The following is a 23,026-nucleotide window of genomic DNA, read 5'->3' as shown; positions in this document are numbered from 1 at the left end:
GGAGGAGCACGATGCGCAGCATCGATCTGAGCGAGCGACCCGGCCGTGGCCGATCGGCGCGCGAGCCCATGGCCGGGCGCGGCCGATGAGCGACGGTCCCGAGCAACCGCAGGCCGGGCGCCTGCCCGCGGCTCTGCGCGGACGGCTCGCCCTGCCGGTGATCTGCGCGCCGATGTTCATCGTGTCCGGCCCGGAGTTGGTGATCGCCCAGTGCCTGTCCGGCGTGGTCGGTTCCTTCCCCGCCCTCAACGCCCGGCCTGCCGAGTTGCTGGACGAATGGCTCACGCGGATCACGGAAACGCTCGCACAGGCCCGCGCTGCGGATCCGTCGAGGAAGGTCGCGCCCTTTGCGGTCAACCAGATCGTCCATGCCTCCAACGACCGGCTGGCGCAGGACGTCGAGGCCTGTGTCCGGCACCAAGTGCCGATCATCATCACCTCGCTGCGCGCCCCGGACGCGGTGATCCGGCCGGTCCACGCCTACGGCGGCGTGGTCTTCCACGACGTCACCAACGTCCGCCACGCCGAGAAGGCGCTGGAGGCCGGCGTCGACGGGCTGATCCTGGTCTGTGCCGGCGCGGGCGGCCACGCCGGGACGCTGAGCCCCTTCGCCCTCGTCGGCGAGATCCGGCGGTTCTACGACGGGCCTCTGATCCTGTCGGGGGCGATCACCTCGGGCGCGGCGATCCTGGCGGCCCAGGCCATGGGAGCCGACCTCGCCTATATGGGCACCCGGTTCATCGCCACCCGTGAGGCGAATGCGGCCCCGGCCTACAAGGACATGATCGCCGGCAGCGCGGCGGCCGACATCCTCTACACCCCCTACTTCACGGGTGTGCCGGGCAACTACCTGACGCCGAGCATCCGCGCCGCCGGGCTCGATCCCGAGGCCCTTCCGGTGCGCGACAAGACCGCGATGAACTTCGGCAGCGCCAGCGTGAAGGCGTGGCGCGACGTCTGGGGCGCCGGCCAGGGGGTCGGCACCATCGCGGACGCACCGGCAACCGCCGATCTCGTCGCCCGGCTCGCGCGCGAATACGCGGCGGCGCGGGCGCGGATGGCCGGGCTGTCCGCGGATTACGTAGGCGGGGCCGCTTCGTGAGCGTCCGCGTCGCCGATCCGGAGCCCGGAATCCGGCTCGTCACCATCGACCGGCCGGAGCGGCGGAACGCCCTCGACCGGACGACCTATGCGGGGCTGACCGCCGCCTTCGAGGCGGCGGGCGCGGACGCGGCCGTGGGCGCCGTGGTGCTCACCGGCGCGGGCGGCTGCTTCACCGCCGGCAACGACCTCAAGGATTTCCAGGACGTGGAGACCGGGGGCGACAGCCCCGGCCTGACCTTTCTCAAGGCCCTGCGCGCCTGTCCGAAGCCGGTCGTGGCGGCCGTCGAGGGCCATGCGGTCGGCATCGGTACGACGCTGCTCCTGCACTGTGACCTTGCCTATGCGGGCGACGGCGCCCGGTTCCGCCTGCCCTTCACGGCGCTCGGCCTCAGCCCGGAGGGCGGGTCGAGCTACCTGCTGCCGCTGGTGGCGGGCGCGAAGCGCGCGGCCGAGCTCCTGATGCTCGGGGAACCCTTCACGGCTGCGGATGCTGCGTCGGCCGGCCTCGTCAGCGCCGCCGTTCCCGCGGGCGCGGCGCTGGAGACCGCCCTGGCCAAGGCGCGGGCGCTCGCCGCCCTGCCCCGGGCCTCAGTCGCCGCCACCAAGCAGGCTCTGCGGCGCGGCTACGACGACGGCGTCGCCCGCGCCATGGCCGAGGAGGCGGAGGTCTTCCACGCGCTCCGTCGCGGCCCGGAGGCGCAGGCCGCCTTCGCGGCGTTCCTACGCCGATGAGGGCCGGGGAGACGACGGTGCTGACCGAGGCCGGCGCGGCCGTCCCGGGTGCGGACGGCGCCAAGGAGGACCGGCACTTCGTCACGGCGCTGGCCCGGGGGCTGGCGGTGCTCGCCTGCTTCGGTCCGGGCCGGACGAGCCTCGCCAACCACGACATCGCGGAGGCCTGCGGGCTGCCGCGCTCCACCGTGTCACGGCTCACCTACACCCTCACCAAGCTCGGCTACCTGCAGCACATGCCGGAACTCGGCCGCTACCGGCTCGGCACCGCGACCATCGCGCTCAGCTCGGCGGCGCTCGGCGGGCTCGACGTGCGCACCATCGCGCGACCGGTCCTGCGGGCGGTGGCGGAGGCGGCGAACGCCTCGGTGGGGCTGGGCGTGCGCGACCGGCTCAGCATGCGCTACGTCGAGTGCCAGCGCGGCCCGGCCGCGATCTCGCTCAACCTCGACACCGGTTCACGCATCTCGCTCGCCCGCAGCGCCATGGGCCGGGCCTACGTGGCGATCTGCCCGGAGCGGGAGCGCGAGGGGATCTACGAGGATCTGAAGGCGCTCGATCCCGTGGCCTGGCCCGCGCTCCGCGCCGGTCTCGACCGGGCGGTGGAGGAGCACCGGGAGATCGGCTGCTGCACCTCCTTCGGCGAGTGGCAGGAGACGGTCTGCGCCATCGCGGTGGGGTTCCATCCCGGCGGCGGCATGCCGCCCATGTCGGTCAATTGCGGTGCCCCGACCGTCATCACCGATGCGCGCTTCCTCATGGAGGTGGCGCGTCCGAAACTGATCGACGCCGTGCGCAGCCTCGACGGCGTCATGGGAGCCTGAGGACCTTTCGCGATGGATGCCGTTGCCGACCTGCCGCTCGCGGGGATCCGCGTCCTCGACCTGTCCCGGGTCCTGGCGGGGCCATGGTGCGCGCAGGTCCTGGGCGACCTCGGCGCCGACGTGATTAAGGTCGAGCACCCGGAGCGCGGCGACGACACCCGCGACTGGGGCGTGCCGACGAGCCCCGGCAACACCTCGTATTTCGACAGCGTGAACCGCAACAAGCGCTCGATCGGGGTCGACCTCGCCACGCCCGAGGGGCTGGCGATCGTGAAAGCGCTCGCCCGCGAGAGCGACGTGCTGGTCCAGAACTTCAAGACCGGCGGCGCCGAGAAGCTCGGCCTCGGCTACGCGGACCTGTCGGCCGAGAATTCCGGGCTGATCTACTGCTCAATCGCCGGCTATGCGTCGGACGGCTCGGAGGCCGGCCGGCCGGGCTACGACCTCGTCGTGCAGGGCGAGTCCGGCGTGATGGCGCTCAACGGCGAGGCCGGCGGGCCGCCCCTGAAGTTCGGGGTCGCGGCGGTCGATCTGTTCACCGGGCAGTTCGCCGCACAGGCCGTGCTGGCGGCCCTGTTCCAGCGGGAGCGGACCGGGCGCGGCAAGGCGATCGACCTCGCCCTGTTCGATTGCGGCGTGGCGCTGACCTCCTATTACGGCCTGGAGGCGCTGGCCCGCGGCATCGACCCGCCCCGATACGGGAACGCCCACCCGTCGATCGTGCCCTACGGGGTGTTCGAAGCCGGCGACGGGCCGGTGGTGATCACGGTCGGCAATAACGGCCAGTATCGCCGCTTCTGCGAGCAGGTGCTGGACCGTCCGGACCTCGTCGCCGATCCGCGCTTTTCCACCAATCTCGACCGCTCGAAGAACCGCGCCGCCTTCATCCCGGTCCTGGAAGCCGAACTCGCCAAGTGGGAGCGCGCACCGCTGATCGCGCGGCTGCGGGCGGCCGGCATCCCGTGCGGCGAGGTGATGGGCCTGCGCGAGGCGCTGACCTGTGCGCGCGCCGAGGAGGCCGGGCTCGTGGTCGCGGCGCCGGGGAACGCCCATGTCATTGCCCCGCCCTACCGGCTCGACGGTCGCCGGCTGCCGGTGCGCCGCATGCCGCCGAGCCTGGGCGACTCGAGCCGGGAGATCCTGACGGAGCGGCTGGATTATCCGGACGCGGCGCGGGACGCGCTCGTGGCGAAGGGCGTGCTCCGCTAGAGCGGGGCGCCGGTGTGCGCGCCTCTCCCGCGGAGAGGCGCGGGCTGAGGCAGCCTTATGCCTGTGTCGGTGCCGCGCGTGCCCGGGCATCGTCCAGCACCCGCATCAACGACACGTCCCAGTCGACCCGCGGCCGCCAGCCGGTGGCGGCCTGCAGGCGGCCGGCATCGCCGGCAGCGAGCGGGATCTCGGTCGGACGCACCCGCTCGGGAGCAGTCCGGACCTCGAAAGGCACCTGCGCCCGGGCGCGCAGGTCCGCGAGCACGCTGGCGATCGTGCGCGGATGGCCCGAGCTGATGTTGAACACGCTCCCGTCCGCCAGCGACTCCGCCCGGCCGATCAAGTCGGCATAGGCCTGCGCCACGTCGGCCACGTCGAGGAAATCGCGGTGGGAGGAGAGATTGCCGACGGCGAGGCACGGCGGCACCAGCCCGGCCTCGATGCGGGCGATCTGACGCGCGAAGGAGGCCACGACGAAGCGCTCGTCCTGGCCCGGCCCGATATGGTTGAACGGCCGCAGGACGACGAGCTTCACGCCGATCCGGGGCAGCAGGTCGCGCAGCAGCTGCTCGCCGACCCATTTCGACCGGGCGTAGGTGTTGCGCGGCAAGGGCTCGGCCGCCTCCGTGAGGGCGTGCCCGGCCAGGAAGGCGCTGCCGTAGACCTCACCGGAGCTGACGAAGAAGAACGTGCAGCCCGGCACGGCCTCGACGGCGGCGACGAGGTTCATCAGGCCGTTGACGTTCACACGCCACGTCTGTCCGGGCCCGCTGGCGGAATCGGCCACCGAAGCGAGACCGGCGAGGTGCAGGATCGCGGTCGGCCGGAAGCGGGCCACGAAGCCGCTCAGCGCGGCTTCGTCGAGAAGATCGAGCGTCTCATAGGTGACGCCCGCCGGCAGGTTCGGCAGCATCCCCCGGCCGATTCCCGCCACGCGGTCGCCTGTCTCTGCCAGCAGCGGGAGGACATGGCCGCCGACGAAGCCCGCGGCGCCGGTAACCAGGATACGCCTCACGACCGGTCTGCCGATCCGTGCCGCGCGGGCGGAGCCGCCGCGCGGTCGAGGACAGGAGCCGTCACCTAGCCCAGGTTCCGGGAGCCCCAGCGGGCGCCCATGCTGCCCTGCCCGCCCCCCGGCGAACTGCCCGCATCGGCGCCGATCGCCGGGCCCGAGGCGGTCTTCGGCCTGTGCTGGGAGCCGGCCGCAAGCGGTTTCGACGCCATCGTGTCGGGCACCTCGGACAGGTTTTCCTCGTCCCGGTCGGTGTTGAATTGTCCCGCCTTGCGGAACGTCCAGAGATAGCCCGGAACCACGGCCTCGGCGGCCGTCGGGGTGATCCCGATGCCCTCGAACGTCCGTCCCTCGGCCTTGGCGGCTTCCGAGACGATGTTGTCGTTCTGGAGCAGGATGACCTGATCGCGGGTGAGCTTCAGCGTGTCGGGCAGGAGGCCGAAGGTCAGGGTGTCGGCGATCTCCAGCAGGCGGGCCTGGAGCTTGGCGGCCGGGAGCGGCAGGTCGACGACGGGGCGCTTCCGCCGGATCGTCTTGAGCATGTAGCGCACGAAATGCTCCAGCGTGCCCACCTCCGGGCCGCCGAGTTCGTAGACCCTGCCGCCGGCTAAGGTGCCGTCGACCGCGCGGGCGATCGCCTCGGCGACATCGCCCACGAAGGCCGGCTGGAAGCGGGACTGACCACCCGCCAGGGGCAGGACCGGAAGCGCCCGGGCGAGGCTGGCGAAGCGGTTGAAGAAGCCGTCGCCCGGTCCGAAGATCAGAGAGGGCCGGAACACCACCGCGTCCGGGCAGGCGGCGAAGACCCGCGCCTCACCGTCCGCCTTGGTGCGGGCGTAGAGCGAGGGCGAGGCCGGATCGGCGCCGATCGCCGACACGTGGATCATCCGGGCACCCTGCCGGGCGGCGGCGCGAGCGATCGTCTCGGCGCCGTCGACCTGCAGCTTGGCGAAGCTCTGCGACCCGGTTTCCTGCAGGATGCCGACGAGGTTGATCAGCACGTCCGAGCGCTCGGCGGCGCGGGTCACCGAGTCGGGGTAGCGGAGGTTCGCCTGGACGGCCACGATCTGGTTGACCTGCCCCAGCGGCTGCAGGAACAGCGCGAGGTCCGGCCGGCGCACCGCGACGCGGATCCGGTAGCCGCGCTTGGCCAGAGCCCGCACGACGTGCCGGCCGAGAAAGCCCGAGCCGCCGTAGATCGTCACGAGCTGGGATTGCGGGCGCAGCGGCCCCGACGCCGTGAGGGGCGCCGTGTCCCGGGACGTGTTCGCAGTCGTCGTGTCTAGGCCGGTCATCGCCGTGGTCTCGGTCCGCGCGCGCCCGGGGGCGCCCTCTTGCGGCCTACTTAGAGCGGGGGGCGCGGGCGTTGCAATCAGGGGCCATCCGATCTTTCTGTTTTGACACCCGCGCGTGATGAGCGCGGGCCGGCTCCGGGAACGGCTGCCGGCTCCGTGCATTCCTCCGGACCCGTTCAACCCGCCGGACCCTGGACACGGGCCGCGCCGGAGAGGCCCGATGATTGTAGGGATGCTGATCTCTGCGGCGATCGCCGCGTTCGGGCTTCTGGTCGCCCTCGGCCGCATCGGCCATCCAATCGACGCCCAGCTCGTCAGCAATTACGGCTGGAGCATCCTGATCATCGGCGTCGCCCTGTTCGTGCTGTTCGCCGTCCGCTTCGTCACTCGGACGCGCCGGGCGCGATCCCCGCGCCATTCCGCCTGACGCGGCCGCTCCGGCGACGCTCAGGCGACCTTAACCCGACGGCGCATCTCCCGTGCGACGGCGGGGCGGCTCACCGTCCGGGGCGCGCCTACCGTGATGCTCTGGCGCTCCCGGGCGATGAAGGCCGTGGGCATCTCGGCCTGGAGATCGGCCTCCATGTCACGCAGGCTCGTATCGGAGTGCGCCGGGTGGAGGTGGATGATGGCCAGGGCCTTCACGCCCGCCGCCCGCGCCAGCTCGACGCCCTTCTGCCACGTGGAATGCCCCCAGCCCCGGCAGGTCGGGTACTCGCCGTCGGTGAACATGCCGTCATAGACCATCAGGTCGGCCCCGCTGACGAACCGAACCAGATTCGGATCCGGCCAGGGGTCGCTGTGCTCGATGTCGCTGATGAGGCACAGGCGCCGGCCCTGATGCTCGAACCGGTAACCGACCGAGCCCTGCGGGTGGTTCAGCGGAATCGTGTCGACCCGCGCCCCGTCCGGGAAGGTCAGCGTCTGCCCCGCCTCGAACCCATGATGGTTGAAGGTGCAGCACAGCTTGTCGAGCGTAACCGGGAAGAGCGGCGGCGCGAACAGGCGGTCGAGCGTCGGGCCGGCCGATTCGCCGCCGAGGTTGCCGCAATAGGTGTTGATCACCCGGTTGCAGTCGAGCACCGCCGGCTTGAAGAAGGGGAGACCGGCCGTGTGGTCGAGATGCAGGTGGCTGAACAGCAGATCGACTTCCTGGGGCAGGTCGGTCCGGTGGCCCTGGCCGAGGTTGTAGATGCCTGAACCCGCGTCGACGATGAACATGCGCTGGCCGCAGCAGACCTCGATGCACGGCGTGCTGCCGCCGAACTCGGCGTATTGCGGGCCGCTGACAGGGGTTGAGCCGCGGACGCCCCAGAAGCGGAGGACGAGGTCCTGGTCGGCCGCCGGGAGGATCGGCTCGGAACTGTTGGACATGGCGATCACGAATCTGCGGACAGACGGTCCCGATCCATTATGATCGAAACCCCGTCGCCGTTCCGGGAAGGGAAATGTGAATACGGCAGGCCGACGGGACAGGAGTACCGCGCATCTCCTGCCGTACCATGAATTGGTGTGCCGCGAGCCGCTGTGATGTGCGGCCGCGCACACGGATGGGCCGCTATCGGGGGTCGCTGCATGCCTAGAGGCTCTCGGCCGAGGCCAGGAGTTCGGGGACCGAGCCGGACAGATTCGGGCGGCCGGCGAGCGGGCCGCCGAGTCCGGTCGCCAGCCAGGAGGGCAGTCCGTCACCGTAGCGCGCCGGCAGGCGGGTGGTGAGCGCAGCGAACGGGTCGGCGGCGCGCAGGTAGGATGGGACGAAGCCCGCCATCCAGCGCGGCGACAGGACGGAATCGGGCGCGGCCCAGGCGGCCCAGACGGTTTCGGGTACCGGCCGCGCGGCGCGGTGCCCGGGCACGACCACCACCTCCTGCCCGGCGAAGGCTAGGGCCTCCGGCCGGCTGATGTCGCCGACCGCCCCGCCCCGGGCCGTGTAGGCCGCCCAGAAGGCGTTCTGGCCACCATCCGAGTAGGTGGTGCGCACGGCGGGCTCCCCGGCCTCGGCGAGCGCCGCGATCCGTGCCTCCTCCACGGCGCGGCGCGTGGTCACGGCCGCCTCGATCACGGGGTCGCGGGAGGGCGCGAAGGCGTAGCGGCCGGCGACCACCGAGACCTGGAGCTCCTCGCGACTCGCCTCGAACCGGTCGGAGCCGGCCTTGAGCTCGCGCCAGAAGGCGATGTTCGGATCCGTCCGATGCCGGGCCATGTTCTCCGCGGTCATTCGGAACGGGTAGGACTGGAACTGGAAGGCCGCCTGCCCGCCGTTCAGGGCGTCGCGGGCGATGGCGTAGATCTCGCCGACCGTGCCGTTGGTCATGGCGAAGCAGCCCATCGACGAGCAGATGCCGTGCACCATCACGGCCGAACCGGTGCCGCCATGGGCCCGGTCGTAGGCGTTCGGATAGCCGACGTCGAAGGACAGGTAGTAGTGCGAGTTCGGGTTCATCTGGCGCCGGGGCACCGTATAGAACCCCTCCGGGGTCTGCCGGTCGCCGCTCTTGCGCTTGGGCCCGAGCTGGCCGGACCAGCGGCAGATCGGGAAGGTCTTGATGAAGACGTAGCCGGACGGTCCCTTCTTCCAGACTTCGATCTCCGATTCCTTCTTGTAGGCCCGGAACAGGACCGGCGAAGCGGCCGTCACGCCCTTCTGCGCCATGAGGGCGAGGGTCGCGCCCGGGATCGGCGCCTCGGCCTTTCCGGCCTGCGCGGCGGCAGGGCCGGACAGGGCCAGGAGGGTGAGGATCGCGGCGCGCGGTATCGGGATCGTTCGAGGCATGGACCGTCCGCGCTGGATCAGCCGAGATGGCGCCGGACAGGCACGGCCTCCCGGCCTGACCAAAGTATTGCGGCGGCCGTGAGGCTGCCGGCCGTAAGCGCGGAGGGCCGGTCTCAGGCCGGGGCCGGCTCCCGTTCGAGCGCCGCCGGCACGGGCGCGACCACCGCGCTGTTCTCCACGACGATCACCGCGTCGAACGGCTCGGCGCCCTCGGGCACGCCCGTCTCGGGCAGGCAGACGATGAGGCCGCGCCCGGCCCGCGCCTGCCGCAGCCGGGCGAGGCGGTCGCGCAGGCCCTCGGCCTTGCGCTCGTCGGCGGCGATCGCGACGACCAGGATGTCGGGCTCGCGCGCGAGGCAGCGGGTCAGCTCGATCGCCACCCGCTCGCGGGCATTGATCGCGCCGTCCGCCAGCGCGCCGGTGCTGGGCTGGATCTCGACCTTGCTGTCCAGGCCGAGCCCGTAGACCGAAGCCTCGAGCCCCTCCTCGGCGAGCACCCGGCGCACCAGTTCCCGCACCCGCGGCTCGGCGTTGGCCTCGCCGAGGCTGATCCGGCCGAACAGCAGATTCTCCTCCAGGCTGGCGGCGGGATTGACCCGGGACGGATCGTGAAACTCCACGGCGCCCGCGAGGTGGGACGGCAGCATCCGGGCGAAGGAGCGTCGCGCCTGGACCAGCCGCGCCTCGAAGGCTGCGTCGATCAGGCCGAAGCGGTGGCGCGTCTCGCTGTAGCGCAGCGCGAGACCGATCAGGCGGATGCGGTCGCGCTGGCCTGCGGGGCCCCGTCGCAGGGCCGCGGCGTTGGGCAGCCGCACCACGAGATCCTCGAAATAGCCGCGCTCCGAGGCCTGGAACAGCGAGTAGGCGTCGAACAGCGGGTGGTCGTTGGGCAGGTCGGCGAAGATCTCCACCGTGCTCCGGGCTACCGACAGGCCGATCTCGGTAAGCGGGCGCACGAGTCCCTCGGCCTCCAGCACCGCCCGGAGATAGGGATGGCGGGCGAAGCGCAGCGGCGCGAAGGCGCCGCCCACCGGCTCGCCGAACAGGATGTTCTCGCCGATGCTCGCCTGATGGTTGTAGCGTTCGGGGTCGAACGGTTCGACGAGGCGCTCGGCTCCCTTGGCGGCGAGCGCCTGCCGCATGGTCCGGCGGGCGGTGACGATCGCGGCCGCGAGCCGCGGCTGGGTCGCCGGATCGAGGCGGCCGGTCAGGCCGCGGGCGTAGACGAAGCCGTCGAGGCCCGTGAGCCGGCTGATCCCGATCAGCGCGATGTCGTCCGGGGCGCTCGCCGGGTCGGTGCCGTAGAGCAGGTTCTGCCGCAGGGAGCCCGCCATCAGGATCGCCTCGCCAGCCGCGAAGGCGATGCGGCGGGCGCGTTCCGCGGCGTCGAAGGCGCGCAGATCCGCCCCCGCATAGGTGACGGCGCCCGCGGTCGGCTCGACCTGCCCCGCCAGCACCGCCGCCAGGGCCCGGGCGCCGCTGCCGCGGCTCCCGGTGATCGCCACATGTCCCGGCATGGCCACAGCGACATCGACACCGGCCAGGCGCTCGCCCGTCGCCGGATCGAAGGCACCCACGCCCTGGGTCGCGAGGAGTCCGGATCGGGGCAGCGGCAGTGCGTCGCCAATCCCGCCCGACCGCATCCTGCGGCCCTCGAGGGACGCGACGATGCGGGCGAGGTCGCGGAACCGCGGGCGGACGGCCTTGCGGACGGTCCAGAGACGCGCGCAGATCGCGGCGAGCCAGCCTGCGAGGCCGAAGGCGCCGACCGCGGCCAGGAGGGCGGCCGGATCCACCGGCGGAACCTGCGGTCCCGCCTGTCCGGAGCGCCACAGGGCCGTGCCGGCCGCGATCGCCGGCAGGATCACCGCCAGGGCGAGCGCCGGCGCCCGCGCATAGGCCAGCCGCGCCTCGGAGCGCGCCACGTTGGTGCGCATCGCGGTGACACGGGCCGCGATGCGCGTCCGCTCCAGGGCGGCCGCCCCGTGACTGCGAACCGCCGGGAGCCGCCGGACGAGGTCGTTGAGGTTCTCCTCCGCCCGTGCGCTCGTGCGCAGGCGCAATTCCTGTCGGTCCCGGGCCCGCTCCAGCACCAGCCCGTAGGCGAGACCGACCGCCCCCAGGCCCACCACCGCGGCCGGGATGAGCCGGGGCGCGGCGAGGCCCGCGAAGCCCAGCGCCAGAACCAGGGCGGCCAGCGTCATCGCCGGCACCACGATACCGGCGGCGAGCAGCCGGTCGGCCCGCGCCAGAACCTCGCCGACGATCCGGGCGAGGTTGCGCGCCTCGTCCCGGGCGCCGGCCGGTGCGTCGAGGATCGCCTGCAGGACCCCCTCGCGGACCGCATCGGACGCCCGGTTCTGGGCCTTGAAGCACAGGCGTGCCACGCTCCAGCCGAGGACGGCCAGGACCACGGCGCAGACGGCGATGCACAGGAAGGCCGCGAGTTCGAGCTCGGTCGGGCGCATCGGAAAGCCGGGTGCCAGCACGAGCTCGCGGCCCGGCAGCGCCACGGCGAGGCGCAGGAAAGGCAGCGTCGGCGCCTCGTCGCGCGGCAGCACGGCGATCAGGTCGCGCAGGCACAGCAGGGCGAGGGCGCAGAGCGGCGCGCCGATCCCGACCGCGAGGGAAACCGCAGTGACGTGGAGACGCCGCGCAGCGCGCCAGGTCAGGACGAGGGGATCGGATTCCATGCGTCTCCGGACGGGATCAGCCGAGGGGCCGGCCGAGGGCATAGGCCTTCGGGGCCGCTGCGGGAAGGGTTGCGGTCCGAGGCCACCGCGCTGCGACATGTCGGCCCGCGCGAGCCACGTTCTGGTCCCGGTCTGGAAGCGCTCTAGGTTACGGAAAACGCGGTGCAGAGTCGTCCGGGCGCGGCGACCGCGCTTCGGGGCCACCTCGGGTCGCACCGGCTGTGACGCGCGCGTGCCGGTGCGCCGCCTGAGTTTCGGCCGGAGGCAGAGGGTGGGGCGACGCTTGCGGCGAGGGGCAGGGCAGAACGGGCGGCGCCGGACCGCCGCGACGCGCGGGTGCGCCTGATGGCGCAGCTGTTCACCCCCGGCGCCGACGCGCTCTACCGCCTCGCCCTGATGACCGGCGTGGCCTGCCTCGTCGGTCTGCCGGTCCTGGCGGCCGGGATCGTGCGCTCGAACTACGTCACGGGCGTCGGGGTCGCGCCGGCCCAGCCGCTGCCGTTCAGCCATAAGCACCATTCCGGCGAACTCGGCATCCAGTGCCGCTACTGCCACACCACGGTCGACCGGGAAGCCACCGCCGGCATCCCGCCGACCCACACCTGCATGACCTGCCACTCGCAGATCTGGACCGGCTCCGAGATGCTCAAGCCGGTGCGCGACAGCTACGCGCAGGATAAGCCACTCGAATGGAAGCGGCTGAACAAGCTGCCGCAATACGTCTACTACAACCACTCCGTCCACGTGACGAAGGGGATCGGCTGCTCGACCTGCCACGGCGACGTCACGTCGATGCAGATGACCTACCGGGCCAACGCCTTCGAGATGCAGTTCTGCCTCGACTGCCATCGGGCCCCGGAGAAGTACGTCCGCACGCCGGATCAGGTCTGGAACATGACCTGGACGCCGCCGGCCGACCAAGCGACCCTGGGCCCGAAGCTCGTGGCCCAGTACCATATCCGCGGCGGGGAGCGGCTGACCGAATGCGGGATCTGCCACCGATGACCGGCGCCCCCGACATCGCGGCCCTGCGCGAAAAACTCGCCGGCGGCGACGGACCGCGCTTCTGGCGCAGCCTCGACGCCGTGGCTGACAGTCCCGAGTTCCGCGCCTATCTGGCGGCCGAGTTCCCGTCGGCGTCCCGGCTCGCCGCCGCCCCGGAGCGGCGCCGCTTCCTGAAGCTGATGGCCGCCTCCTTCGCGCTGGGCGGCCTCACCGCCTGCGGCGGGGGCAGCGGCCGCGACTACGAGGTGCCTTACGTCAACCAGCCCGAGCGGATCGTGCCCGGCACGGACCTGTCCTACGCCTCGTCGGCGGTGTTCGACGGCTTCGGCAACGGCATCCTGGTCACCACCCGCAATGGCCGCCCCCTGAAGATCGAGGGCAACCCCCAACATCCCTGGAGCCGGGGCGGGACCGACGTGCTGGCCCAGGCCTCGGTCCTCGGGCTCTACGATCCGTTCCGCTCCCAGGCGGTGCAGCATCTCGGCCGGCCGAGTTCCTGGGCGGCCTTCCGGGCAGACCTGCAGGCGCGGATGCCGGGCTGGCGCGAGAGCCGGGGTGAGGGTCTCGCCCTGCTCACCGGCCCGGTGACCTCGCCGGGCGTGGCGGCGCAGATCGCGCGGCTGCGGGCCGCCTACCCGGCTCTGCGCTGGTACACCGGCGCCGGCGCCGATCGCGGCGGGATCTATGAGGGCGCCCGCCAGGCCTACGGCCGGCCTTTGGAGACGATCCCGGATTTCGGCCGAGCCCGGACCATCGTGGCGCTGGACGGCGATTTTCTGGACCTCGGGCCCGGCCAGATCGGCCTGTCGCGGCGCTGGAGCGAGGCGCGGCGCGCGGCCTACGCCGAGGGCCGCCTCCTCACCCTCCACGCGGCGGCGCCGACCCCGACGCTCACCAGCGCCAAGGCGGATCGCGGCCTCGTGGTCCCGGCCGGCCGGCTCGAGGACCTCGCCCAAGCCCTGCTCGCCCTGGCCGCGGACGGCGCGGCCCCCGCAGGCGACGATCCCGTCGCGCGCTGGACGCGGAATGCCGGGATGGCGCTCGACCAAGCCCGGGGCGCCGGCATCGTCACGGCCGGCCTGACCGCGAGCCCGGAGCTGCACGCCCTGGTCCACCGTCTCAACGGCGCCCTCGGCAATACCGGCACGACCCTGGTCCACACGGCGCCCGCGGTTGAGACCGGCGCCGGGACGCTCGCGGAACTCGCGGAGGCGATGGATCGGGGCGCCGTCAAGGCGCTCGTCGTGCTCGGCGCCAACCCGGTCTACGAGGCGCCGGGCGCCCTCGATTTCGCCGCCCGGATGGGGCGCGTGCCGCTCAAGATCCACGCGGGGCTCTACTACGACGAGACCGGCGCGCATGCCGACTGGCACCTGCCCGCCGCCCATCCGCTGGAATCCTGGGGCGACATCCGGTCCCTCGACGGGACGGTGGGGCTGATCCAGCCGACCGTCGCCCCCCTGTACAACGGCCGGACGCCCGCGGAGATGCTGGCCTTCCTGGCCGGCGGCGAGGGCGGGGAGAGCGGCCAGGACGCCCTGGGCCTCCTCAAGGTGCAGGCGCGGAGCGCCGGCGAGGACGAGGCGGCTTTCGAAACCCGCTTCACGGAAGCCCTGCGCCTCGGCTTCTGGGTGGGCAGCGCGCGACCGGCCGAGACCGTCGCGCTGACGCAGGCCGCGGCCCCCGCGGCCGCTCCATCCCCCGCCCCTGCCGACGGGGTCGAGGTCCTGTTCCGTCCCGATCCGACGATCTGGGACGGCACCCACGCCGACCTCGCATGGCTGCAGGAACTCCCGAAGCCCCTGACCAAGGTGGTCTGGGAGAACGTGGTCGCGGTCAGCCCGCGCCTCGCCGAGCGCGAGGGGATCGCCACGGGCGACATCCTGCGGGTCGACGCCGACGGCCGCGCCGTCGAGGGGCCGGCCTGGATCCTGCCCGGCCAGGCCGACGACACCGTCACCCTCACCCTGGGATACGGCCGCGACGTGCCGGACCACCTCGCCCGCGGCCTCGGCTACGATTCCGCGCCCCTGCGCCCAGCCAGCTCGACCTGGCGCCTCGCCGGCGCCCGGCTGACGAAGACCGGCCGGCAGCGCAAGCCGGTGACCACCCAGCATCTCGGCACGATGGAGGGGCAGGACCTCGTGCGCGTGCAGGCCCTGGGCGCCGCGCCCGCGGGCGACCCGAAGGGCAAGCCGACGCCGGCCTCGTTCTACCCGCCCCCGGAGAGCCAGGACCGATGGGTCGCGGCGCAATGGGGCATGGCCATCGACCTCGACGCCTGCATCGGCTGCAACGCCTGCGTCACCGCCTGCCAGGCGGAGAACAACATCCCGGTGGTCGGACGCGAGGAGGTCGCGCTCGGCCGTTGGATGGGCTGGCTGCGGGTCGACCGCTACTACGCGGGCGACCTCGACGCGCCGACCACGCATTTCCAGCCGGTGCCCTGCATGCATTGCGAGCAGGCGCCCTGCGAGCTGGGCTGCCCCGTCGAGGCGACCCTGCACGACAGCGAGGGCCTGAACCTGCAGGTCTACAATCGCTGCGTCGGCACCCGAACCTGCCAGAGCTACTGCCCCTACAAGGTCCGGCGCTTCAACTATCTCGACTATACCGGCGGCATGACCCCGGTGGAGCAGCAGCAGCGCAATCCCGAGGTCACGGTCCGGTCCCGCGGCGTGATGGAGAAGTGCACCTACTGCATCCAGCGCATCACGGCGGCGCGGATCACATCCGCCAAGGACGCGCACGCGCCGATCCCCGACGGGACCGTCGAGACCGCCTGCCAGGGCGCCTGCCCGACCCGGGCGATCACCTTCGGCAACGTCGCCGACCCGGGGAGCGCGGTCTCGGCCGCCCGCCGGGACACGCGGGAATACGCGCTCCTCGGGCATCTCAACACGCGGCCGCGCACCACCTACCTCGCCGGGCTCGCCCCCGCCGCCGATCCCAACGGACGGGAGGGCTGAGCATGTCCGGCGCCCTGATCCGGCCCGACGCGACCCTCCCGGGCATCGGCGGCGCGGTCGCGGAGATCCCGCTGACGCATCCCGGCAACCGTCGCTGGTGGATCGCCTTCGCGGGCGCGGCCTCCCTCCTCGGCCTGTTCGCCCTCACCCTCGGCTACCTGCTCTACGCCGGCCCCGGGATCTGGGCCAACAACAACGCGGTCGTCTGGGCGCTGGACATCGCGAGCTACGATTGGTGGATCGGCGTCGCCTCCGGCAGCCTGCTGGTCTCGGCGATCCTGCTCCTTCTCGGCGCGGAGTGGCGCGGGGCGGTGAACCGCGTCGCCGAAACCCTGGCGCTGCTGGCCACCGCGGCCGCCGGGCTCTACCCGATCATCCATCTCGGGCGGCCGTGGTTCTTCTTCTGGAACCTGCCCTACCCCAACACCTACAATCTCTGGCCGCAGTTCCGCTCGCCGCTCCTCTGGGACGCGATCGACATCGTGTCGTTCCTGGTGATCTGTGTGAGCCTCTGGTTCATCGGCCTGCTGCCGGACCTCGCGACGCTGCGCGACCGGGCCCACAGCGAGGCTCTCCACCAGTTCGACGTGAAGGCGCCGACCCGCAGGCTCGCCCGGCTGCGCGCGCAGGTCTACGGCATCCTCGCCTCGGGCTGGCGCGGCTCGGCCGCCCACTGGCAGATCTGGGTCCAGGCCTACCGGACGGTGGCGCTGCTCGGCGTGCTGCTGGTGGTCTCGGTCCAGACCGGGGCCTCGGTGATGCTGGCGGGCTCGCTGATGCCCGGCTGGCACAGCACGCTCTTGCCGGTGAGCTTCCTGGTCAACGCGGTCTATTCGGGCGTCGGCGTCACGGCGGTGATCGTGATGCTGATCCGCCTCGTCTACGGTCTCGACGCCCTGGTGACCGACCGCCATCTCGACGTGCTCGGGCGGCTGCTGCTCTGCCTCGGCTGCGCCAGCGCCTATTGCTACGCGGCCGAGTATTTCGACACCTTCCTCAACGGCGACGCCGAGGGGCGCGGCGTCCTGGTCCGGCGCATGACCGGCGACCACGCGCTGGTATCCTGGACGGCGATCCTGTGCCTCGTCCTGCCCGCGCAGATCCTGTGGTCCGCCCGGGCCCGCACGGCGCCGCTGGCGATCGCGACGGTCGGTCTCCTCGTGGCGATCGGCGCCTATGCCGACCACGTCATGGTCCTGGTCGTCACCCTGACCCAGGACTTCCTGCCCTCCTCGAGGCTGCCCTACACGACCGATATCTGGGGCATCGCCACCTTCGCGGGCTCGATCGGGCTGTTCCTGACCCTGCTGCTCCTGTTCCTGCGCTACCTGCCGGCCGTCTCGATCGTCGAGAGCCGCCGCCTCGCCCTGACGGTGTCGCCGGCCGCCCAGGAGGCCGCCCGGATGGCGGCGTCCCGGGCCACGGGCCGCCCGGAGGAGAACCCGGTCACCGCGCCCCTGTGGGGCGTGTCGGCGACCTTCGCGAGCCAGGGCGATCTCGCCGCCGCCCTCCAGGCAGTGTCCGGGATCAGCCCGGATCAGGTCCATCTCGACGGGCACGGCCCGGTGCCGATGCCCCGCACCCTGCGGCCCCTGAGCCTGGAGGGGCGCTCGATCCTGCCCTACGCCCTCGCCGGGGCCCTGCTCGGCGGCTTCGGCTTCTTCGCGATGTGCGTCTACGCCACGGCCTACGACTACGTGTTCCTGATCGGCGGCCGCCCACGCCTGTCCTGGCCCTCCTTCGTGGTCCCCAGCGTCTCCTTCGCGATGATGGCGGGCTGCGTGGCGATCCACCTCGCGCTCCTCGTGCTCAACCGGCTGCCCCGCCTGAACCACCCGGCCTTCAACATCCCGGGCTTCCTGCGGGCCTCGGAGGACCGGTTCTTCCTCTCCGCGGAGGCGCGGGGCGACCGGTTCGACGCGGCGCGGATCGAGCGGCGGCTCGCGTCCCTTCCGGCCGAGGCCGGTCGCCCCCTCGAGATCCGGCGGATCCCGCGATGAGGCGCGCCGCTCCGCGCACCGGGCCGCGCGCCCTCCTCGCCTGTCTGGCCCTCGCGCCCCTGGCGGCTTGCGGCGAGGCCGACATGGCCGATCAGGCCCGGGCCAAGACCTGGGACAAGAACCCGTTCTTCCCCCGCGAGATCACCATGCGCCAGCCGGTGGCCGGCACCGTGCCGCGGCTCGATCCGGCCCGCGCGGCGCCGCAGCCGCAGACGATCAGCCGGGCGCTGCTCGACCAGGGCCGCGAGCGCTACGGGGTGTTCTGCACCCCCTGCCACGGGCAGGACGGCCGCGGCGCCGGGATGATCGTGGCACGGGGCTTCCCGCACGCCGGCGACCTCACCGCGGGGCCCGTGCGCGCGGCCTCCGCGTCCGACCTCTACGACGCGATCTCGAACGGCCGGAAGGCGATGTTCGGCATGGCCCAGATGATCCCCTCCGCCGACCGCTGGGCGATCGTCGCCTATGTCCGCGCCCTCCAGCTCAGCCAGGACGCCCCGGTGGCGAGCCTGCCGGCGGCGGATCGCGCGCGGCTGGAGGCGACGCCGTGAGGCGCCCCGCCCTGCTCGGCCTCGCCGGCCTCGTCCTCCTGGCCGTCTGCCTGATCGCGGGCGGCTGGCGCGGGGCCGCGGCCTCGTATCTCGCGGCGTGGCTCGTCCTCCTCGCCCTGCCGGTCGGCGCCCTGCCGGTGGTCATCGTCGCCGAGCGCTTCGGCAAGCGGGTCCGCGAGCGCGGCGGCATCGAGATGCTGGCGGGTCTGCGCCGGCTGACGGCGCTGATGCCGGCTGCGGCCGTGCTGGCGCTGCCGCTCCTGGCCGCCGCGCCCCTGCTCTATCCCTGGGCGAGCGGCCCGGCGCGCACGCCGCTCGCCGCCCTGTGGTTCACGATGCCGTTCTTCGTGGTCCGGGTGATCGTCTACCTCGCGAGCTGGACTTGGCTGGCGCTGCGCTTCGCCCGCCCGTTCGAGGCGCCCGGCGAGGGGCGGACCGTGCCGGCGGTGGGGCTGCACGCGGTCATCGGCACGCTGTTCGTCACCGACGTCGTCGCCTCCCTGGATCCGCGGCTCGACTCCACACTCCTGGGTCTCCTGGTGATGACGGCGTGGAGCGGCCTCGCTTTCGCGGCGGCGATCCTGCTGGCCTGGGAGGAGCCGGAGCCTGTGGGCCGCGGCCGCACAGCGCCCGGGCGGGGCCGGCTGGTGCCCCTGGTCGTGCTCCTCGCCCTCTGGGCCTACCTGCACTTCGTGCAGTTCCTGATCGTCTGGTCGGCCAACCTGCCGCCCGAGGTGGCGTGGTACTTCGCCCGCGGCGGCTGGGTCGGGCGGGCGCTGGCGATCGTGGCCGGCGCGGTCGTGGTGCTGGCCGGGCTCGCGACCCTCCGGCCCGGGCGCCCGACCACCCGGATCCTGGCCGGCGCGGCCCTCGCCGTCCACGCCCTGGAGATGTTCTGGCTGGTCACCCCGGCGGTGCGCGACCGCTTCGTCCTCCGGCCGAGTGACGTGCTGGCCGCCGGCGCCGTGTCCTGCCTCGCGGCCGCGCTGCGCCCCCTGATGCGTCCGCGCGCCGACCGCGCGGCCTCCGCCGCCCGCCGCGCCGGGAGGCCGGCATGAGCGCGAATGGACCCTCCGGGCTGATCCCCGCCATCCTCGCCGGGCTGACTTTGCGCGGCAGCAGCCTGCTGAACGGGCGCCCGCCGCGTCCGGCGGCCAACACCCAGCGCGATCCGAACGATCCCGGCCACGAGACGCGCGACGTCAACGTCCGCAACACCGTGATGGTGATGGCGGGCCTCGCGCTCACTGTGCTGGCGATCGTCGGCACGATGGTCTGGATGATGAGCACCTTCGCGGCGAGCCAGCGCCGGTCACTGCCCGCCCTGACGCCCCAGCAGACGACGCGGCTGGCGCCGCCGCCGCCGAACCTGCAGGCCGATCCTTTCGCCGATCTCGACCGCGAGCGGGCCGCGACCGAGGGGCACCTCGCCGGCTACGGCTACCGGGACGAGGCCCGCACCCGCGCCCGCATCCCGATCGGGCGCGCCATGGACCTGACCGTCGGCCGCTCCCTCGAACCGGCGGAGCCCGCTGCGCGATGACGCCGAGCCACGATTCCCTCCAGCTCTGGCCCGCCGCGGTCTCCGCCACCGCGACCGAAACGGACCTGCTCATCCTGGCCTTCACGGTGCTGACGCTGCTGCTGACCGTCCCGGTCTTCGTGGCGATCACCTACTTCGCCGTGCGCTACCGCGAGGGCTCGGAGGCGAACCGGAGCCCGTCCGGCATCCGTTCGAACCTCATTGAGATCAGCTGGATGCTGATCCCGTTCCTGCTGACGCTGATCTTCTTCGTCTGGGGCGCGCGGCTGTACGTCCACTCGAAGAACCCGCCTCCCGACGCCATGGTGGTCGAGGCGATCGGCCGGCAATGGATGTGGAAGTTCCAGCACCCGACCGGCCAGTCCGAGATCAACAACCTGCACCTGCCGATCGGCCAGCCGATCCGCCTGCACATCATCAGCCAGGACGTGATCCACGCCCTCTATCTGCCGGCCGTGCGGATGCAGGTGGCGGCCCTGCCCGACCGCTACACCGACCTGTGGTTCAAGGCCGACAAGGTTGGCACCTACCACCTCTACTGCTCGGAATATTGCGGCACCGACCATTCGGTGATGGGCGGCGAGGTCACCTTCATGAACCCCGGCGACTACCAGGACTGGCTGACCCATGCCGGCGCGCAGCAGGGCAAGGTCGCGGCCGGCCGCGCCCTCTACGAGGCCTATGGCTGCGCCGGGTGCCACGAGCCCGGCTCGGCCGTGAAGGCGCCGAGCCTCGCGGGCCTCTACGGCAGCCAAGTGAAGCTCGCCGACGGCCGCACCGTCACGGCCGACGAGGGGTGGTTGCGCGAGAAGATCCTGAACCCGAACGGCGACCGGCTCGCCGGCGGCGGCAAGCAGGTGATGCCGAGCTTCGCCGGCCGGATCCCGGCGGACGAGCTCGGCACGCTGATCGATTTCCTGAAATCCTACGCGGCCCCGGCCGCCGGCAAGGCCGCGGACGCGACGCCGCCGGGAGCGACACGATGAGCGCATCGGGCAGCATCGGCGGCACCGCCCGCCGCGAACCCCACGCCCCGGAATCGACGATCGGGCGCAAGGCCGATTACCTGCACGCGGAATCGACCCTGCGCTCGTGGTTCCTCACCACCGACCACAAGCGCATCGCGCTCCTCTACCTCGCGTCGATCACCGGCTTCTTCGTGATCGGCGCCCTGGCGGCGGGCGTGGTGCGCCTCGCGTTGATCGTGCCGAACGGCGCGATCATGACCAACGACACCTACAACAAGGCCTTCACCATCCACGGGGTGGTGATGGTCTGGTTCTTCCTGATCCCGTCGATCCCCGCGACCTTCGGCAATTTCCTGATCCCGCTGATGATCGGGGCCAAGGACCTGGCCTTCCCGAAGCTCAACCTGACGAGCTGGTACGTGTTCATGGCGGGCGCCCTGTTCACCCTGGTGGCGGTGGTGCTGGGCGGGGTCGATACCGGCTGGACCTTCTACGCTCCGCTCTCGACGGCCTTCTCGAACACCTGGGTCCTGCCGGCGCTGATCGGCGTGACCATCGTGGGCTTCTCGTCGATCCTGACCGGGCTCAACTTCGTGGTCACGATCCACACCATGCGGGCGCCCGGCATGACGTGGTTCAAGCTGCCGATCTTCGTCTGGGCGCACTACGCCACCAGCCTGATCTTCCTGCTCGCCACACCCGTCATCACCACCGCGCTGATCCTGTTGATCGCGGAGCGCGCCTTCCACATCGGCGTGTTCGATCCGGCCTATGGCGGCGACCCGGTGCTGTTCCAGCACCTGTTCTGGTTCTACTCGCACCCGGCCGTGTACATCATGGTCCTGCCCGGCATGGGGGTGATCTCCGAGATCGTCCCGGCCTTCGCGCAGAAGAAGCTGTTCGGCTACCGCTTCGTCGCCTACGCGTCGATCGGGCTGGCCTCGGTGACCTTCTTCGTCTGGGGCCACCACATGTTCGTCAACGGCCAGAGCGACCTGGCCTCGCTGGTGTTCTCGGCGCTGTCCTTCGCGGTCGCGGTGCCCTCGGCCGTGAAGGTCTACAACTGGACCGCCACGATCCATAAGGGCGCGCTCCGCCTCGACACGCCGATGCTCTACGCGATGGGCTATATCGGCCTGTTCGTGCTCGGCGGCCTCACCGGCCTCTACCTCGCGACGCTCGCCATCAACCAGCACATCCACGCGACCTACTTCGTGGTCGCGCATTTCCACTACATCATGGTCGGCGGCACGGTGCTGGCCTTCCTCGGCGGCCTGCACTTCTGGTGGCCCAAATTCACCGGCCGGATGTACAGCGAGCCCTGGGGTCGGGTCTCGGCGCTGCTGATTTTCCTCGGCTTCAACGTGACCTTCTTCCCGCAGTTCATCCTGGGCTATCTCGGGATGCCGCGGCGCTACGCGACCTACCCGGCCGAGTTCCAGCTCCTCAACGTCCTGTCGTCGGCGGGCGCCACCATCCTGGCGGCGGGCTACATCTTCCCGATGCTCTACCTCGTCTATTCCCTGTGGTTCGGGCGCAAGGCACCCGCGAACCCGTGGAACGCGAAGGGGCTCGAGTGGGAGACGTCGTCCCCGCCGCCGACGCATAATTTCCTGTCCCCGCCCGAGGTGCCGCGCATCCCCTATGACTACCCGATCCAGGCTCAGGAATCCCGGGACCAGCACGGATGAGCGAGCGGCTGGCCGACGGCGTCGGGGTCGCCCGCGCCGAGCATTTCGAGACCGTCGCGCAGCAGCGCGAGGCGGCGACGCTGGGCATCTGGGCGTGGCTGATCACCGAGCTGCTGCTGTTCTCGGCCCTATTCCTGGTGGCGCTGATCACCCGGATCCAGCACCCCGAGGCGACGGTCGCGGCCGCCAAGCACCTCAAGTTCTGGATCGGCGCCACCAACACCGTGGTGCTGATCTGCTCCTCGCTCACCATGTCGATGGCGATCGAGTTCTCGCGCATGGGCTGGCAGCGCGCCATGGTCCGGGCGATGCTGGCGACCGCGGCGCTCGGCGGCCTGTTCCTCGTGCTCAAGGGCTACGAGTATTACGCCGACTGGGACGAGCACATGATGCCGTTCCTCAGCAACCGGCCGTTCGCCCTCGCCGAGACACCAGCGGCGCGGCTGTTCGTGAACCTCTACTACGTCGCGACGCTGCTCCACGCGCTGCACCTGTTCACCGGCATCGCGCTCCTGCTCGGCATGACCTGGATGGCCGCCAAGGCCGGGTTCCTGTCGCGCCACCAGAACTGGATCGAGGTCTACGGCCTGTACTGGCACTTCATCGATCTGGTCTGGATCCTGGCCTTCCCGATCCTCTACGTGGTGAACCGGTAGG

General features: G+C 72.0%; 19 protein-coding genes. 14 read left to right on the top strand and 5 right to left on the bottom strand.

The window, feature by feature from the left end:
- Positions 1 to 85: 85 nt before the first annotated feature.
- Genes AC3WSN_RS05525 through AC3WSN_RS05510 form a run of 4 tightly spaced genes read left to right on the top strand, consistent with a single transcriptional unit; the run spans position 86 to position 3,869 of the window.
- Positions 86 to 1,102, top strand: a complete 1,017-nt coding sequence (locus AC3WSN_RS05525; protein ID WP_492536678.1) for an NAD(P)H-dependent flavin oxidoreductase — start codon at positions 86 to 88, stop codon at positions 1,100 to 1,102.
- Complete coding sequence (locus AC3WSN_RS05520; protein ID WP_192710006.1) at positions 1,099 to 1,836, top strand: enoyl-CoA hydratase-related protein; 738 nt, start codon at positions 1,099 to 1,101, stop codon at positions 1,834 to 1,836. The genes AC3WSN_RS05525 and AC3WSN_RS05520 overlap by 4 nt, the downstream gene beginning before the upstream one ends.
- 17 nt (positions 1,837 to 1,853) lie before the next feature.
- A complete protein-coding gene (locus AC3WSN_RS05515) occupies positions 1,854 to 2,660 on the top strand; it encodes an IclR family transcriptional regulator (RefSeq protein WP_492536677.1) in 807 nt (268 codons plus the stop codon).
- A 12-nt stretch (positions 2,661 to 2,672) separates the two neighbouring features.
- A complete protein-coding gene (locus tag AC3WSN_RS05510; RefSeq protein ID WP_492536676.1) occupies positions 2,673 to 3,869 on the top strand; it encodes a CaiB/BaiF CoA transferase family protein in 1,197 nt (398 codons plus the stop codon).
- Positions 3,870 to 3,924: 55 nt separating this feature from the next.
- Here AC3WSN_RS05510 and AC3WSN_RS05505 read toward each other — a convergent pair whose 3' ends face one another.
- Entirely contained in the window at positions 3,925 to 4,884 is a 960-nt protein-coding gene (locus AC3WSN_RS05505) for an NAD-dependent epimerase/dehydratase family protein (RefSeq protein ID WP_492536675.1), read from the bottom strand.
- Between the two features lie 65 nt (positions 4,885 to 4,949).
- Complete coding sequence (locus AC3WSN_RS05500) at positions 4,950 to 6,176, bottom strand: complex I NDUFA9 subunit family protein (protein ID WP_373622419.1); 1,227 nt, start codon at positions 6,174 to 6,176, stop codon at positions 4,950 to 4,952.
- A 232-nt stretch (positions 6,177 to 6,408) separates the two neighbouring features.
- On the opposite strand from AC3WSN_RS05500, the gene AC3WSN_RS05495 reads away from it, so the two are divergent.
- Positions 6,409 to 6,603, top strand: coding sequence for a hypothetical protein (locus AC3WSN_RS05495; RefSeq protein WP_492536674.1), 195 nt, complete (start codon positions 6,409 to 6,411; stop codon positions 6,601 to 6,603).
- A 20-nt stretch (positions 6,604 to 6,623) separates the two neighbouring features.
- On the opposite strand, the gene AC3WSN_RS05490 is transcribed toward AC3WSN_RS05495, so the two are convergent.
- The 3 genes from AC3WSN_RS05490 to AC3WSN_RS05480 form a co-directional block, all read right to left on the bottom strand.
- Positions 6,624 to 7,550 carry an MBL fold metallo-hydrolase gene (locus tag AC3WSN_RS05490; protein WP_492536673.1) on the bottom strand — a complete coding sequence of 309 codons (927 nt, stop codon included), beginning with the start codon at positions 7,548 to 7,550 and terminating at the stop codon, positions 6,624 to 6,626.
- 205 nt (positions 7,551 to 7,755) lie between these two features.
- Positions 7,756 to 8,949 (bottom strand): L,D-transpeptidase family protein, encoded by a 1,194-nt coding sequence (locus AC3WSN_RS05485; RefSeq protein WP_492536672.1) that lies wholly within the window; start codon positions 8,947 to 8,949, stop codon positions 7,756 to 7,758.
- A 113-nt stretch (positions 8,950 to 9,062) separates the two neighbouring features.
- On the bottom strand, positions 9,063 to 11,642 hold the full coding sequence (locus AC3WSN_RS05480; RefSeq protein WP_492536671.1) for an ABC transporter ATP-binding protein: 2,580 nt from the start codon (positions 11,640 to 11,642) through the stop codon (positions 9,063 to 9,065).
- Between the two features lie 345 nt (positions 11,643 to 11,987).
- On the opposite strand from AC3WSN_RS05480, the gene AC3WSN_RS05475 reads away from it, so the two are divergent.
- From AC3WSN_RS05475 to AC3WSN_RS05435, 9 genes are read left to right on the top strand one after another with little or no spacing between them, the layout of a single operon-like run.
- Positions 11,988 to 12,647, top strand: a complete 660-nt coding sequence (locus AC3WSN_RS05475; protein ID WP_192709998.1) for a cytochrome c3 family protein — start codon at positions 11,988 to 11,990, stop codon at positions 12,645 to 12,647.
- On the top strand, positions 12,644 to 15,616 hold the full coding sequence (locus AC3WSN_RS05470) for a TAT-variant-translocated molybdopterin oxidoreductase (RefSeq protein WP_492536670.1): 2,973 nt from the start codon (positions 12,644 to 12,646) through the stop codon (positions 15,614 to 15,616). The genes AC3WSN_RS05475 and AC3WSN_RS05470 overlap by 4 nt, the downstream gene beginning before the upstream one ends.
- A gap of 2 nt (positions 15,617 to 15,618) precedes the next feature.
- On the top strand, positions 15,619 to 17,616 hold the full coding sequence (locus AC3WSN_RS05465) for a quinol:electron acceptor oxidoreductase subunit ActD (protein ID WP_492536669.1): 1,998 nt from the start codon (positions 15,619 to 15,621) through the stop codon (positions 17,614 to 17,616).
- Positions 17,613 to 18,167 (top strand): c-type cytochrome, encoded by a 555-nt coding sequence (locus AC3WSN_RS05460; protein WP_492536668.1) that lies wholly within the window; start codon positions 17,613 to 17,615, stop codon positions 18,165 to 18,167. The genes AC3WSN_RS05465 and AC3WSN_RS05460 overlap by 4 nt, the downstream gene beginning before the upstream one ends.
- On the top strand, positions 18,164 to 19,225 hold the full coding sequence (locus AC3WSN_RS05455) for a hypothetical protein (protein ID WP_492536667.1): 1,062 nt from the start codon (positions 18,164 to 18,166) through the stop codon (positions 19,223 to 19,225). The genes AC3WSN_RS05460 and AC3WSN_RS05455 overlap by 4 nt, the downstream gene beginning before the upstream one ends.
- On the top strand, positions 19,222 to 19,710 hold the full coding sequence (locus tag AC3WSN_RS05450; RefSeq protein WP_492536666.1) for a hypothetical protein: 489 nt from the start codon (positions 19,222 to 19,224) through the stop codon (positions 19,708 to 19,710). Before AC3WSN_RS05455 ends, AC3WSN_RS05450 begins: the two co-directional genes overlap by 4 nt.
- Entirely contained in the window at positions 19,707 to 20,696 is a 990-nt protein-coding gene (gene coxB, locus AC3WSN_RS05445; RefSeq protein WP_192709992.1) for a cytochrome c oxidase subunit II, read from the top strand. The genes AC3WSN_RS05450 and coxB overlap by 4 nt, the downstream gene beginning before the upstream one ends.
- The gene (locus AC3WSN_RS05440) at positions 20,693 to 22,369 is read left to right on the top strand and encodes a cytochrome c oxidase subunit I (RefSeq protein WP_492536665.1); all 1,677 of its coding nucleotides are present in this window, start codon (positions 20,693 to 20,695) and stop codon (positions 22,367 to 22,369) included. Before coxB ends, AC3WSN_RS05440 begins: the two co-directional genes overlap by 4 nt.
- A complete protein-coding gene (locus AC3WSN_RS05435) occupies positions 22,366 to 23,025 on the top strand; it encodes a cytochrome c oxidase subunit 3 (protein ID WP_192709990.1) in 660 nt (219 codons plus the stop codon). The genes AC3WSN_RS05440 and AC3WSN_RS05435 overlap by 4 nt, the downstream gene beginning before the upstream one ends.
- The last annotated feature ends 1 nt before the right edge of the window (position 23,026 follow it).

It is taken from the genome of Methylobacterium sp. FW102-HT35C08, from assembly GCF_058790235.1.
The sequence above is the reverse complement of the archived record's forward strand: the minus strand, read 5'-3'. Positions and strand labels throughout refer to the sequence as shown.